We start from the raw sequence: 12885 nt of genomic DNA on the forward strand, positions 1-12885 counted from the left end.
GGGGCGGCAATCCCTTTGTTTTTTCGCAATTCCGGACGGAAAACCGCTTCACATATTTCCTGGAATTGCTCTATTTCAGCTCGAGCAGCCGTTCCAGATAGCTGCGTTCGATGTCAGGGCTGAGCGCATTGCCGAGCCGCTTGCGGATCGCTTCCAGAATCTGGCGGGCGCGCTGCACGTCGATCTCGTCGGGCACCTTCACCGAATCGCCGAAATCGGGACCCTGGCTGGCGCGCGGCCGGCCGAGCGGATCGCGATCGGCGTTCTGCTGGCGGCCGCCTTCCTCGCCGCCACCTTGGTCGCCCTGCATGGCCTGCATCTGCTTCATCATGTCCTTGGCGCCCTTGCGCAGCGCTTCCAGCGCCCGGCCCTGATGGCCGACGGCCGCATCGCCTTCGCCTTCGCCGAGTGCCTGTTCGGCATTGCCCATGGACTTGCCGGCCTCGCCAAATCCTTCATTGGGCTCCATACCCATGCCTTCGAGGCCCTTCTTCAGCTGTTCGAGGTCGCTCTGCAACTGGCCCTGGCCCTGCTGCAGCTGTTTCAGCGCATCGGCGAACTCCTGGGGCGTCATCGGCTTTTGCCGGGCGAGCGGATCGCGGTCTTCGCCGACGCCGGGTCTGTCCTCATCCTGGCCGCCTTCGCCGAGCTGCTCGTCACGGTTCTGCCCGCGCTGGCGCTCGCCGCGCTGCATCTGATCCATGCGGAAGGTGTCGTTCATCATCTCCTGCTGACGGCGCAGGATCTCGCCCAGCTTGTCCATCTGCTGGCGCATCTCGCTGTCCTGCTGGCCGCCTTGCTGCTGCCGGCCGGCCTGCAGATTGTTCATCATGTCCTGCAGTTGCGACAGCAATTGCTGGGCCTTGTCGCGATCACCGGACTTCGCCAGGTTCTCGATCTGGTCCATCATGCGATCGATGTCGCTCTGGCGCAGTTCCTGGCCATTCTGCTGCATCTGCGGGGCGTTGGGATTTTGCTTGGCGCGCTCCGCGAATTCCTGCAGGAACTGGTTCATCGCCTCGCGCAGTTCCTTCATCGCCTTTTCGATTTCAGCGTCGCTGGCGCCATTCTTGATGGCGTCCTGCAGCGCCTGTTGCGCCTGGCGCAGCCGCTTTTCGGCGGCCGAAAGATTGCCTTCCTCGATGCCGAGCGCGATTTCCCAGAGATAGGAGACCTCGCTGCGCAATTGATCGTCGCTGTCGGCCATCTTCAGCCGGGTGCGGGCGCTCATGATGGCGAGGTAATGGGACATGTTGTCGAAGGTGTCTTCCGGCCGCAGCGTGATGGCGTCCATCAGGTCTAGCACGCGCGGCTTGGCGTTGGCGTCGAGCGCCAGCAGGCGGCGCTGTTCGATCACGGCGCGTGCCAGCGGATTGGCGAAAGGCCGCTCCGGCATCAGCAGCGTCTTGGTTTCGCTGGATGCGGTGTGCCCGGCATCGTCGGTGGCGACCAGCGTCAGCTTGATGCTGCTGCCGGCCCAGACATGCTCGGTCAGGTCCTTCGAGGTCCTGGCGGCGTTCGACTTGCCGCCGCGGCGCGGCAGCGTCAGCGGCATTTCAGGTGCACCGTACAGTGGACGCGCATTCGGCGCCTGCGGATCGGCAAGCGCGAACACCGCCTTGGCGGTGGCGGCGCCATAGTCGTCGTCGATCTGGTAGTTGAGCTCGAAGGCGCCGTTGGCGGCGCGCTTGGGCTCGCCGACGAAGCGGATCTGCGGCGGCTTGTCCGGTACGACCGCGAAGGCCCAGCGGCCGAGCTGGTCCTCGCCCGACGTCAGCGTCAGCGTGCCGTCGCCGGTCAGCTTGCTGGTGAACTGGCGCACCTTGGACGGCGTCGCCGGGCTTGCAGCCGGCTTGGCGGCGGCCTGCGGCGCAGCCGGGTCGATGGCGCGGGAATTGCCATTCTTGTCGGCGTAGCCGAGCGTTTCCTCGCCTGAGCCGCCCGTCACGCGCAGCGAAACGTCACTGCCTTCGGGAACCGTAAAGGTCGGGATGGCCTGGTTGGCGTCGGCGGTCAGGAAGATCGGCGGCTTGCCGGTGTAGGACGGCGGCGTCACCCAGGCGTCGATGCGCGGCGGCACGATATCGCGCGCGCCATGGGCATTGAAGCCGTCGCTGATCCTGCCGCCCGTCGGCCCGAAGGAGAAGGCGAAGGCGGTAACGAGCAAAAGTGCCGCTACCGCGCGCAGGGCCCAAGGGTCGCGCTCCGGCACGCGCGTGCGCGGCAGGTCGGCGCCGAGGTTGTCGAGCTTTCCGGCCATGCGCTTCTGGTGTTCGCGCCATAGCGCCTGCGAGAAGCTGCTTTCCCGGCCGCTTGGCCGGTCGGTCTGCACCAGCACCGGGCTGTGCAACAGTTGATTGGCTGCCTCGATGCGGCGGTCGATTTCGCCGGCGCCCGGCAGGCGGAAGAAACGCAGGGGATAAAGCGCGGCCAGTGCTGCTATGGCAAAGGCAGCGACCAGGCCGATGCGCGTCATATCCGGCAGCCGGGAGAATAGCCCGAGCCAGGAGATGCTGAGGAACAGGCTGGCAACGATGACCAGGGGAAGCAGCAACGGCCAGCCGCGCTCGACCACCATCGAGACCCGCGTGGCCAGCCTGCTCAAAGCCAGCCGCCCGGCGAGGCCGCGATCGCTGCTGAAGGTGGGTCGTTGCGTCATCGGCCCTTCCTTGAGCCTATGGCATCCCGAAACCGGGATGCGGCCCTATCCCTTTGAGCATGATCTGTTCCGAAAGGGATTCCATGTTTCGGGATCATGCTGTGGAGCGGGCAGATAGCCCGACGCCTCACGACTCAAAGAATACCAGCAAACACGGCAAAGGCGAGGCGGTTCGAAAAAACGTGAAATGGACCGTTATAGTTCCATCCTGCATACCCTTTAGAAGGCAGCAGGCCCTTTAGAAGGTAGCGGGGTCCGCATTCGCCCCGCAGACCAGCACGGCGAGCCGTTCGCCCTGCGCCGGCGCATAGCGGCCCGACAGGATCGCGGCAAAGGCGGCCGCACCTCCCGGCTCGGAGATGATGCGGGTTCGGTTCCACAGCGCCTTCTGCGCGGCGACGATGTCGTCGTCGCCGACCAGGATCGAGCGTTCGACATAGGCCTCGGCGATCGGGAACATCATTTCGCCGACGCGCTTTGGCGCCAGTGAATCGGCGGCGATGCCCTCGGCCGGCGCATCGACGGGGTGTCCGGCCTCGAAGGCGCGATGCAGCGTCGGCGCTCCTTCCGGCTCGACGGCGATGATACGGATGCGGCCGGCGAACCAGGCAGCGATGCCGCCGATCAGGCCGCCGCCGCCGACAGCGACCAGCAGCGTGTCGATCCGAGGCAAATCGGCCTCGATTTCGAGCCCAAGCGTGCCCTGGCCGACCAACGTTTCCTCCTGGTTGAAGGCGTGAATCTGCAAAGCGCCGGTCTCCTCGGCGAACCGTTCGCTGGCGGCCAGCGCTTCGGCATAGCGGGCGCCGCCGACGATCAGCTCGGCGCCATAGGAGCGGATCCGTTCCAGCTTGGCCGCCGGGCTCACTTCGGGAACGAAGATGGTCGCCTTGTGGCCAAGCCGCATGGCGGCATAGGCGACGGCCGCGCCATGGTTGCCGCCCGATGCTGCGACGACACCGGCCTTTGGGACCGCACGCTCCAGCAGGTTGGTGAAGGCGCCGCGCGCCTTGAACGAGCCGGAATGCTGCAGGCATTCGAGCTTCAGGTCGACGGCCAGCGGCTGCCGATCGAAGTCGGCCATGTCGACGCGCAGCACCGGCGTGTGCCTGATATAGGGGCGGATGCGCGGTTCCATCGCGGCAATGCGCTCGCGTGTGACGGTGATGCCGTTCGTCATGATTGCTCCCTGTGACGGGTCGGTGTGTTTCCGGCGCTTCTATGCAAGCCAGTCGGGCACGGAATCCAGCCCGATCAGGTCGTCATAGGTCAGGCGTGGGCGCACGACGTGGAACCGGTCGCCGTCGACCAGCACCTCCGGAACCAGCAGACGGGTGTTGTAGGTGCCGGCCTGCACCGCGCCATAGGCGCCCGCGGTGGAGACGGCAATCATGTCGCCGGCCTTCAGCCTGGGCAGATCGCGGTCCAGGCCGATATAATCGCCGGTCTCGCAGACCGGGCCGACGACGTCGACCATCATGCGCGGCGTGTCCGCCGGCGGCTGCACGACCGGACGGATATCGTGGAAGGCATCGTAGAGCGTCGGCCGGATGAGATCGTTCATGGCGGCGTCGACGACGAGGAAGTTCTTGGCGTCGCCTTCCTTTACGAAGATCACTTCCGAGACGAGGATACCGGCATTGCCTACGATCAGCCGGCCCGGCTCGAACATCACCTTCAGCCCGAGCTTGGTGACATGCTTCCTGACGATCTGGGCATAGGCATCGGGCAGCGGCGGCGGGTTGTTGTCGACGCGATAGGGGATGCCGAGGCCGCCGCCGAGGTCGATATGCTCGATGGCATGGCCGTCCGCCCGCAGCGCGCCGACCAGATCGACAAGCAGGGCGAAGGCGTCGTCGAAGGGCTGCAGCTCCGTGATCTGGCTGCCGATATGGGTGTCGATGCCGGTGATCCTGATGCCGGGAAGCGTTGCCGCGCGGGCATAGACCTGCCGCGCCCGCTGCCACGGGATGCCGAATTTGTTCTCGGCCTTGCCGGTGGAGATCTTCTTGTGGGTCCTGGCGTCGACATCGGGATTGATGCGCAGCGAGATCGGCGCCACCTTGCCAAGGGCAACGGCTCGCGCCGACAACAGCTCAAGTTCAGGCTCGGACTCGACGTTGAAGCAGAGAATGCCGGCGGCAAGGGCAAAGTCCATTTCGCGCGCGGTCTTGCCGACGCCCGAAAACAGGATCTTGCCGGCCGGAATGCCGGCGGCCAGCGCCCGGCGCAATTCACCTTCCGAAACCACGTCGGCGCCGGCGCCGAGCTTCGCCAGCGTCCGCAGGACGGCCTGGTTGGAATTGGCCTTCATGGCGTAGCAGACCAGCGTGTCGAGCCCGGCAAAGGACTGGGCAAACACCCGGTAGTGCCTGGTCAGGGTGGCCGTCGAGTAGCAGTAGAATGGCGTGCCGACCTGTGCGGCGATATCTGGTATCGCCACGTCCTCGGCATGGAGCACGCCGTCGCGGTAGTCGAAATGGTTCACGGGAGTGGTTCCGGAAGTTGCGGCAAGATGAGATCGGGTTGGAAGGCCCCGCTCTCGTCGGCCTAGATCAGCGGGTCGAGGATGAACTTCTTGTCCTTGACCGGTTTTTCCGGCTCCGGCGGCACGGGCTGATGGGCCTTCGAGGCATCCTTGCGCGCCTGCACGGCCGCCTCATAGGGCGTGTCGAGACCGCCCCTCCTGCCGCAGGCCGAGACGGCCGCGATCGCCACCAGCAGCGTCAGCGTCACCAAAATCCTGCTTCCGGTCATCGATCCATCCGTCCGAAACGTTTGTCAGCCGCCGCTTTTAGCCGAGTTCTCGGCGCATTGCACCCCGAGATATTGCTCGTCGCAATATCTGGCGCAACGTCCGGATATTGCTGGTCGCATGTCCGGGATATTGCTGGCGCAACATCCGGCATTACGCTTTCGCCAGTCGCTTTTTCCAGGCGCGGATCTGCTTCCTCACTTCCGACGGCGCGGTGCCGCCGAAACTGGTGCGGCTCTTGACCGAGTTCTGCACCGCCAGCACTGAGAATATGTCGGCCGTGATGCCGGGATCGATCGACTGCAAATCCTCCAGCGAAAGCTTCTCCAGCCCCACCTTCTTGTCTTCGGCCAGCGCCACCGCCCGGCCGGTGACATGATGCGCCTCTCGGAACGGCAGGCCGAGCGTGCGCACCAGCCAGTCAGCAAGGTCGGTTGCTGTCGCGTGGCCGGAGCCGGCGGCCTTCTTCATCGCGGCTGCGTTGACCGTCATGTCCGAGACCATGCCGGTCATCGCCGCCAGCATCAGGTCGAGCGTCTCGGCGGCGTCGAATACCGATTCCTTATCTTCCTGCATGTCCTTGCCATAGGTCAAAGGCATGCCCTTCATCACCGTCAGCAGGCCGACCAGATGGCCGGTGACGCGGCCGGTCTTGCCGCGCACCAGTTCGGCGGCATCGGGATTCTTCTTCTGCGGCATGATCGACGAGCCGGTGGAAAACGAGTCCGACAGCCTGACGAAGCCGAATTGCGGCGTCGACCAGATGATGATCTCTTCGGCCAGCCGCGACAGATGCGTGGCGCAGATCGCGGCCATGGCAAGGAACTCGAGCGCGAAATCGCGATCCGAGACGCTGTCGAGCGAATTGCGCATCGGCTCGCGGAAGCCGAGCCCCTTGGCGGTCCGGTGGCGGTCGATCGGGAAGCTGGTGCCGGCAAGTGCGGCGGCACCGAGCGGGCTTTCGTCCATGCGTTCGATCGCATCGCGGACACGCGACAGGTCGCGCGAAAACATCTCGACATAGGCCATGCAGTGATGGCCGAAGGTCACCGGCTGGGCCGCCTGCATATGGGTGAAGCCCGGCATCACGGTCGCCGCATGCTCCTCGGCCCGCTCCAGCAGCGCCTCAATCAACCCCTTCAACGCCTCGGCGACGCGAAAGCACTCCTCCTTGACCCAGAGCCGCAAATCGACCGCGACCTGGTCGTTGCGCGAGCGGGCGGTGTGCAGGCGGCCGGCCGCCGGGCCGATCAGATCGGCAAGGCGCGCCTCGATGTTCATGTGGATGTCTTCGAGCCGCGTCGAGAACTCGAAGCTGCCGGCCTCGATCTCTCTCAGGATCGTGTTCAGCCCGTCAGCGATTTTTTCTTGATCGGCCGCCGAAATAATGCCCGTTTGCGCCAGCATCTCGCTATGGGCGATCGAGCCTTTGATGTCCTGCGCATAGAGTTTGCGGTCGAAGGAGATAGACGCGTTGATCGCTTCCATGATGGCGGCCGGACCCGAGGCAAAACGTCCGCCCCACATCTGGTTGCTGGTTTTCTTATCGCTCATGGCTATAACCCGTGCTTCGGAGCAGTTTTGAGAAAATGGCAGACGGTAGTAGATTCTTCCCGGCCCCGCGCCTGATCCTCGCCGCCTTGGTGGCGGGCGCGCTGGCGGGCGCGGTCGCGGTATATGTCAGCGAGAGCCGGTCTGGCAACAATGCACCGGCACAAGCTGCCGTGGGTGAGAGCAAGGACGACGTGGCCTGCGCGGCCAAGAGCGACCGCGCCAAGAAGGTCGCGGCTTCGGCCACCGGTGAGGTCGCGGCACTTTTGCCCGCCGATCCGCCACAATCCCTGAAGAGCCTTGCCTTCAACGGTCCGGACGGCAAGCCGATGACGCTTGCCGATCATGCCGGCAAGACGGTGCTGCTCAATCTGTGGGCGACATGGTGCGCGCCGTGCCGTGCCGAAATGCCGGCGCTCGATGCGCTGCAGAAGGAAAAGGGCAGCGACGCCTTTCAAGTGATCGCCGTCAATGTCGATGCCGGCGACGATGTGAAGCCGAAGAAGTTCCTCAGCGATACCGGCGTCGCGACGCTTGGCTATTACCGGGATTCGACGATGGCGCTGTTCAACGACCTCAAGAAGCGCGGCCTGGCGCTAGGCCTTCCTGTCACCATGCTGGTCGACGGCGAGGGCTGCCTGATCGCCCATATGAACGGCCCGGCCGAATGGTCGGGGCCGGACGCCAGGCGGCTGGTCGAGACGGCACTCAAGCCCGAGAGCCTCTAGTCTAGCGTGTGGCTAGCGCAGGTGCCGGTGCGAAGGCCAGAACGCTTCTGTCGCGCAAGGTAGCGGGTTTGCTGCCGACAGCGGGTGCGACGACACCGGTCAGATCGCCGAATTCTTCGATGGGAGCTGGCCTGCCGATATAATAGCCCTGGCCGATCTCGCAGGCTTCGGCGTCCAGGAATTTCAGTTCGCCGAGCGTCTCGACCCCCTCCGCCAGAACCGGCAGGCCGAGACCGCGTCCAAGTCCCAGGACGGCGCGCACGATCGCCGCGACCTGGCCGTTCTTGTCGACGGACTTGATGAAGGAGCCATCGATCTTGATCTTGTCGAAGGGGAAGGCGCGGAGGTTGGAGAGCGAGGAATAGCCGGTTCCAAAATCGTCCATGGCCACGCGCACGCCCAGCGCCTTGACCTGCCGCAAGGTGGCCAGCGCCCGCGGCATGTCCTTGACAAGCGCCGTCTCGGTGATCTCAAGCTCGAGCCTGCCGGGCGCCAGGCCGGAATTCAGCAATGTTTCGTGGACCTTGCGGCTGAAATTCGTGTTGTGGAGCTGCACCGCCGAAACGTTGACGGCCACTGTCAGCGGATTTTCCCAGCGGGCGGCTTCCTCGCAGGCAGCCGTCAGCACCCATTCGCCAATCTGGCCAATGGCGCCGCTGTCTTCGGCCACCGGGATGAATATGGCCGGCGACACGTCGCCGCGCGTCGGATGCCGCCAGCGGACCAACGCTTCGAAGCCGACCATCTTTCCGCTGCTGATCTCTTTCTGCGGCTGGTAGACGAGATAGAACTCCTGGCGTGCGACCGCCTGGCGCAGTTCGTGCTCCATGACGCGCTTGTCGCGGGCCTCGGCCCCCATCGATGCTTCGAAATAACGGTAAGTGTCCTTGCCTTCGGTCTTGGCCCGGTAGAGTGCCGTATCGGCGTGGCTTATCAGGCTGGCCTGGTTTTCGGCATCCGACGGATACAGCGCAATGCCGATGCTTGCCGACACAAGGCCGCCGCCGACCGAGAGCCGGTTTTCCTCGCGCATGGCGGTCAGCACGGCGTTGGCGATACGGCCCGCCTCCAACGGGTCGGCCAGGTTCGGCGCGATGATGGCGAACTCATCGCCGCCCAGCCGCGCCACCATCTGCCCTGGACGAAGGATACCGGTCGCGCACTGCGCAACCTTCTGCAGCATGGCATCGCCTGCGCCGTGCCCATACAGGTCGTTGACCTCCTTGAACCGGTCGAGATCAAGCAGCAGAAGCGCAAGCTGGCCGCCTTTCCTGGTCCGGACCATCGCAGCGATTTCCGTCTCCAGCCGGCCGGAAAAGCTGCGGCGATTGGCCAGTCCGGTCAATGGATCGAAATGGGCAAGCCGCAGGATCTCCTGTTCCGCCTTCTTGCGCTCGCGAATGTCGCGGACCGCGACCACGTTGTGCGGTTTGCCACAGTAGTCGATGCTCCTGGCGATCAGCTCGACAGGAATGCTCGTGCCATCGCGACCGCTCAATTCGGCCTCCTGCGGCTGTTCGCCGAAGCCCGACATATCGGATCCGAAGAGATCGCCAAGCTGCATTCCGTTCAGGGTCGCTGTTGCTATGCCCGTCAGTGCCGCAATGCTGTCATTGGCACTGATGATGCGGTTGCCGTCGCAGACGATCAGCCCCTCCACGGCGGCATTGGCCAGGCCGTGCATGCGGTCGACCTCGAGCTTCTGGCGACGGAAGCGCAAATCGATCCACAGCGCCGATGCCGACAGAACCAGGATCACCAGTGTGGCGGCGGCGGCCGCGAAAGCCTGCGAGGTCGGCTCGATCGTGTATTCGGATATGACGATCGAGGGATCGGGGAAGATCGAGACGGCACCCATACCGATGAAATGCAGGGTGCAGATCGCCAGCGTCAGCAGCACCGCGCCGCCGGATGTCGCCTTCAAGGAGGGGCGGCGCTGCACGACACGCAGCGCCAGCGCCGCGAGCGTTACGCCGGCCAGCAGGGAAACGGCGACAAGCAAGAGGTTCCACTCGATACGGCCCTGAACCTCGAACGCCGCCATGCCGATGTAGTGCATGGCTGCGATACCGCCGCCCAGCACGGCGCCGCCGACGAGATGATAGTCGAACTCATCCCGCAAGGTGGCGATCCACATGCCGGCTGCCGTCAAAGTGACCGAAGCAGCGAGCGAAAGCACGGAGAGTGCCGGATCATAAGCACTGGGTATGCCCGGTGTGAATGCGAGCATGGCGATGAAGTGCGTTGCCCAGATGCCAAAGCCGGTCGAAGTGGCCGCGATCATCAGCCAGGCAAGCCGGTTCCGATCTGTGGAACGGCTTATGTGCTGAAGCAGGTTGACAGCAGAGAAGCAGGAAATTCCGCAGATCAGCGCGGCGAGTGCGACCAGTCTCAGATCATGTTCGTTGACGATACAATTGTAGACCGTCAGCATTTATTTCACCTGATCTTTGGAAATAAACAGGGCAGCAGGATTGAGTAGCGCGTTGCCGTTGAAGGATCGATAAAGTCGGCTGCAACCTTGGCGTGTCTCTTCGGGTTGCTGCGGCTGCAATCAGGGCTGACACGCCGAAAGCGAGCTTGACAGTCCCGACGGTGCTTCCTGGCGCGCTTGTCGTCGCGCCAAGCCGGCTAACCGTATCGCTCTCCATGCCTCCAAGCGGAGGCGAGCGTTGCGTCAGGTAAAGGGTGAAGTTCGTCGATCTGCAACAAAACCGTTGTCTGATTGTCATGAGCGACACATATTGCCTTCGCGGGAGTGCCCCCTTTCGCCAATGACAAACGGGAGATGAAACATGAAGTCCTTCGGCTTCGCGGCCGGTGTTGCCGCTACCTTTATGACGCTTTCCTCAACCTCCGCTTTTGCCGTCACGCAGATCAGTTGGTGGCACGCCATGACTGGCGCCAATGCCGAAGTCGTCGACAAGATCTCCAAAGATTTCAATGCCAGCCAGAGCGACTATGAGCTCGTTCCGGTGTTCAAAGGCACGTATCCCGAGACGCTGAATGCCGGCATTGCCGCCTACCGCGCGGGCCAGGCGCCAGACATCATCCAGGTGTTCGACGTCGGCACCGGCGTGATGATGGCGGCCGAAGGTGCCATCAAGCCCGCAGCCGATGTGTTGACCAGCGCTGGAATGACCTTCGACAAGAGCCAGTATCTGCCAGGCATAGTCGGCTATTATTCGAAGCCGGACGGCACCATGCTCTCCTTCCCCTACAACTCCTCCTCGCCGATCCTTTATTACAACAAGGATATCTTCAAGAAGGCTGGTCTCGACGTCGATAGCCCACCCAAGACCTGGAATGAAGTGTGGGAAGACGCCAAGAAGATCAAGGCGAGCGGCGCGGCCGCCTGCGGCTACACCTCGACCTGGCTGACCTGGATACATCTGGAGAATTTCGCGGCCTGGAATGACGTGTCATGGGCCACCCAGCAGAACGGTCTGGCCGGCGGCGATGTCGAGCTCAAGATCAACGCGCCGATTTTCGTCAACCATTTCCAGGCGCTGGCGGACCTCGCCAAGGACGGCACCTTCAAATATGGCGGCCGCACCTCCGAAGCCAAGCAGATCTTCCTTGCAGGCGAATGCGGGATCATGACCGAATCGTCCGGCGGGCTTGGCGATATCGTCAAGTCCGGCATGAATTACGGCATTGGCCAATTGCCGTATGACAGCGACGCCAAGGGTGCGCCGCAGAACACGACGCCGGGTGGCGCCAGCCTGTGGGTTTTCGCGGACAAATCCGATGAGGAATACAAGGGCGTCGCGGCCTTCTTCGCCTACCTGTCGAAGACCGAGGTGCAAGAATACCTGCACCAGAAGTCGGGTTATCTGCCGGTAACGCTGGCGGCTTATGAAGCGACCAAGAAGTCCGGTTTCTATGACAAGAATGTCGGCCGCGAGACCCCGATCCTGCAGATGACGGGTAAGATGCCGACCGACAATTCCAAGGGCGTACGTCTGCCGAATCTGCCGCAGGTGCGCGATATCCAGAACGAGGAGTTCGAGAAGATGCTCGCCGGCCAGCAGACCGCGCAGCAGGCGCTCGACAATGCGGTTACGCGTGGCAATGCCGCGATCAAGGAAGCGCTGGGGAATTAGAGCGAGCGCAGGTCCTTGCTCTACGGCGCACCCACCTGTCCCGCCGGGCATCTCCCCTCGTGAGGGGAGTTTTGCCGTCCTTTGCGATTTCGCCAATGGTCGATGATGCCCAGTCCGAAACGCTCATCAAAGCCATCTTGGCGGAGAGGGGTGCCGCATGGTGCCGCCCGCCTCATCACCTCGGAGTGGCTCCGTGACCCCTCGCGTCGTGTTCCCCAACAAGGTCCTTCCCTACCTGCTTGTGGCGCCGCAACTGGCCATCACGCTCGTTTTTTTCTACTGGCCGGCCGGTCAGGCGTTCTACCAATCCATGCTCAGGCAGGATCCGTTCGGGCTGAGGACCAAGTTCGTCTGGTTCGCCAATTTCAGGAAAGTGCTTGCCGATCCGGCCTACCTGAACTCGATCAAGGTCACGGTGGTGTTTTCCCTTGCGACCGCTATCGTCGCCATGTGCGTGGCGCTCCTGCTGGCGGTCATGGCAGAGAAGGTGGTGCGCGGCAAAGGTCTCTACCGCACGCTCTTGATCTGGCCCTACGCGGTGGCGCCGGCGATTGCCGGTATGCTGTGGCTGTTCCTCTTCAACCCTTCGATCGGGTCGCTGGCCTACATGCTGAGGAGTTTCGGCATCGCCTGGGATCCACTGCTCAATGGCACCCACGCCATGATCCTGCTGGTGTCCGCCGCTGCCTGGAAGCAGATAAGCTACAATTTCCTGTTCTTCGTCGCCGGCCTGCAGGCGGTGCCGAAAGCCTTGATCGAGGCGGCGGCCATGGACGGCGCCGGCGAGACCAAGCGATTCTGGACCATCGTCTTCCCGCTGCTTGCGCCGACGACCTTCTTCCTGCTGGTCGTTAACACCGTCTATGCCCTGTTCGACACGTTCGGCATCGTCCATGCCGTCACCGGGGGCGGTCCGGGCAAGACGACTGAGACGCTGGTCTACAAGGTCTACAATGACGGCTTCGTCAATCTGATCCTCGGTGACTCGGCGGCGCAGTCGGTTATCCTGATGGTCATCGTCATCTCGCTCACCGCCATCCAGTTCCGCTATGTGGAACGCAAAGTCCATTACGGCTGAGGGCGAGC

9 protein-coding genes are annotated in these 12885 nt (G+C 63.5%); 3 read left to right on the forward strand and 6 right to left on the reverse strand.

Annotated elements, in window-relative coordinates:
* Positions 1-70 precede the first annotated feature (70 nt).
* The 5 genes from LB519_RS12615 to argH form a co-directional block, all read right to left on the reverse strand.
* A complete protein-coding gene (locus tag LB519_RS12615) occupies positions 71-2659 on the reverse strand; it encodes a TIGR02302 family protein (RefSeq protein ID WP_224620167.1) in 2589 nt (862 codons plus the stop codon).
* 238 nt (positions 2660-2897) lie between these two features.
* The gene (locus LB519_RS12620) at positions 2898-3839 is read right to left on the reverse strand and encodes a threonine/serine dehydratase (RefSeq protein WP_027162900.1); all 942 of its coding nucleotides are present in this window, start codon (positions 3837-3839) and stop codon (positions 2898-2900) included.
* Between the two features lie 39 nt (positions 3840-3878).
* Positions 3879-5147: a diaminopimelate decarboxylase gene (gene lysA / locus LB519_RS12625; RefSeq protein ID WP_027162899.1), complete on the reverse strand. Its 1269-nt coding sequence runs from the start codon at positions 5145-5147 to the stop codon at positions 3879-3881.
* Between the two features lie 62 nt (positions 5148-5209).
* A complete protein-coding gene (locus LB519_RS12630; RefSeq protein WP_013529409.1) occupies positions 5210-5416 on the reverse strand; it encodes a lipoprotein in 207 nt (68 codons plus the stop codon).
* 151 nt (positions 5417-5567) lie between these two features.
* Positions 5568-6968: an argininosuccinate lyase gene (argH, locus tag LB519_RS12635; protein ID WP_063169086.1), complete on the reverse strand. Its 1401-nt coding sequence runs from the start codon at positions 6966-6968 to the stop codon at positions 5568-5570.
* A gap of 35 nt (positions 6969-7003) precedes the next feature.
* Here argH and tlpA point away from each other — a divergent pair, with 35 nt between their 5' ends.
* Complete coding sequence (gene tlpA / locus LB519_RS12640; protein WP_027162897.1) at positions 7004-7693, forward strand: thiol:disulfide interchange protein TlpA; 690 nt, start codon at positions 7004-7006, stop codon at positions 7691-7693.
* 1 nt (position 7694) lies between these two features.
* On the opposite strand, the gene LB519_RS12645 is transcribed toward tlpA, so the two are convergent.
* Positions 7695-10127, reverse strand: a complete 2433-nt coding sequence (locus LB519_RS12645; RefSeq protein WP_224620168.1) for an EAL domain-containing protein — start codon at positions 10125-10127, stop codon at positions 7695-7697.
* Between the two features lie 361 nt (positions 10128-10488).
* On the opposite strand from LB519_RS12645, the gene ugpB reads away from it, so the two are divergent.
* Positions 10489-11799, forward strand: a complete 1311-nt coding sequence (ugpB, locus tag LB519_RS12650) for a sn-glycerol-3-phosphate ABC transporter substrate-binding protein UgpB (RefSeq protein ID WP_027162895.1) — start codon at positions 10489-10491, stop codon at positions 11797-11799.
* Positions 11800-11956: 157 nt separating this feature from the next.
* Complete coding sequence (ugpA, locus tag LB519_RS12655; protein ID WP_224620169.1) at positions 11957-12877, forward strand: sn-glycerol-3-phosphate ABC transporter permease UgpA; 921 nt, start codon at positions 11957-11959, stop codon at positions 12875-12877.
* The last annotated feature ends 8 nt before the right edge of the window (positions 12878-12885 follow it).

The sequence above is a fragment of the Mesorhizobium sp. AD1-1 genome (assembly GCF_020164655.1).
GTDB lineage: Bacteria > Pseudomonadota > Alphaproteobacteria > Rhizobiales > Rhizobiaceae > Mesorhizobium > Mesorhizobium ciceri.

What these genes read in the sequence shown, in the direction of transcription:
- LB519_RS12615 (WP_224620167.1), bottom strand. Translation starts at nt 2,659, where the DNA reads ATGACGCAACGACCCACCTTCAGCAGCGATCGCGGCCTCGCCGGGCGG.
- argH (WP_063169086.1), bottom strand. Translation starts at nt 6,968, where the DNA reads ATGAGCGATAAGAAAACCAGCAACCAGATGTGGGGCGGACGTTTTGCC.
- LB519_RS12645 (WP_224620168.1), bottom strand. Translation starts at nt 10,127, where the DNA reads ATGCTGACGGTCTACAATTGTATCGTCAACGAACATGATCTGAGACTG.
- LB519_RS12630 (WP_013529409.1), bottom strand. Translation starts at nt 5,416, where the DNA reads ATGACCGGAAGCAGGATTTTGGTGACGCTGACGCTGCTGGTGGCGATC.
- ugpB (WP_027162895.1), top strand. Translation starts at nt 10,489, where the DNA reads ATGAAGTCCTTCGGCTTCGCGGCCGGTGTTGCCGCTACCTTTATGACG.
- LB519_RS12620 (WP_027162900.1), bottom strand. Translation starts at nt 3,839, where the DNA reads ATGACGAACGGCATCACCGTCACACGCGAGCGCATTGCCGCGATGGAA.
- ugpA (WP_224620169.1), top strand. Translation starts at nt 11,957, where the DNA reads ATGGTGCCGCCCGCCTCATCACCTCGGAGTGGCTCCGTGACCCCTCGC.
- tlpA (WP_027162897.1), top strand. Translation starts at nt 7,004, where the DNA reads ATGGCAGACGGTAGTAGATTCTTCCCGGCCCCGCGCCTGATCCTCGCC.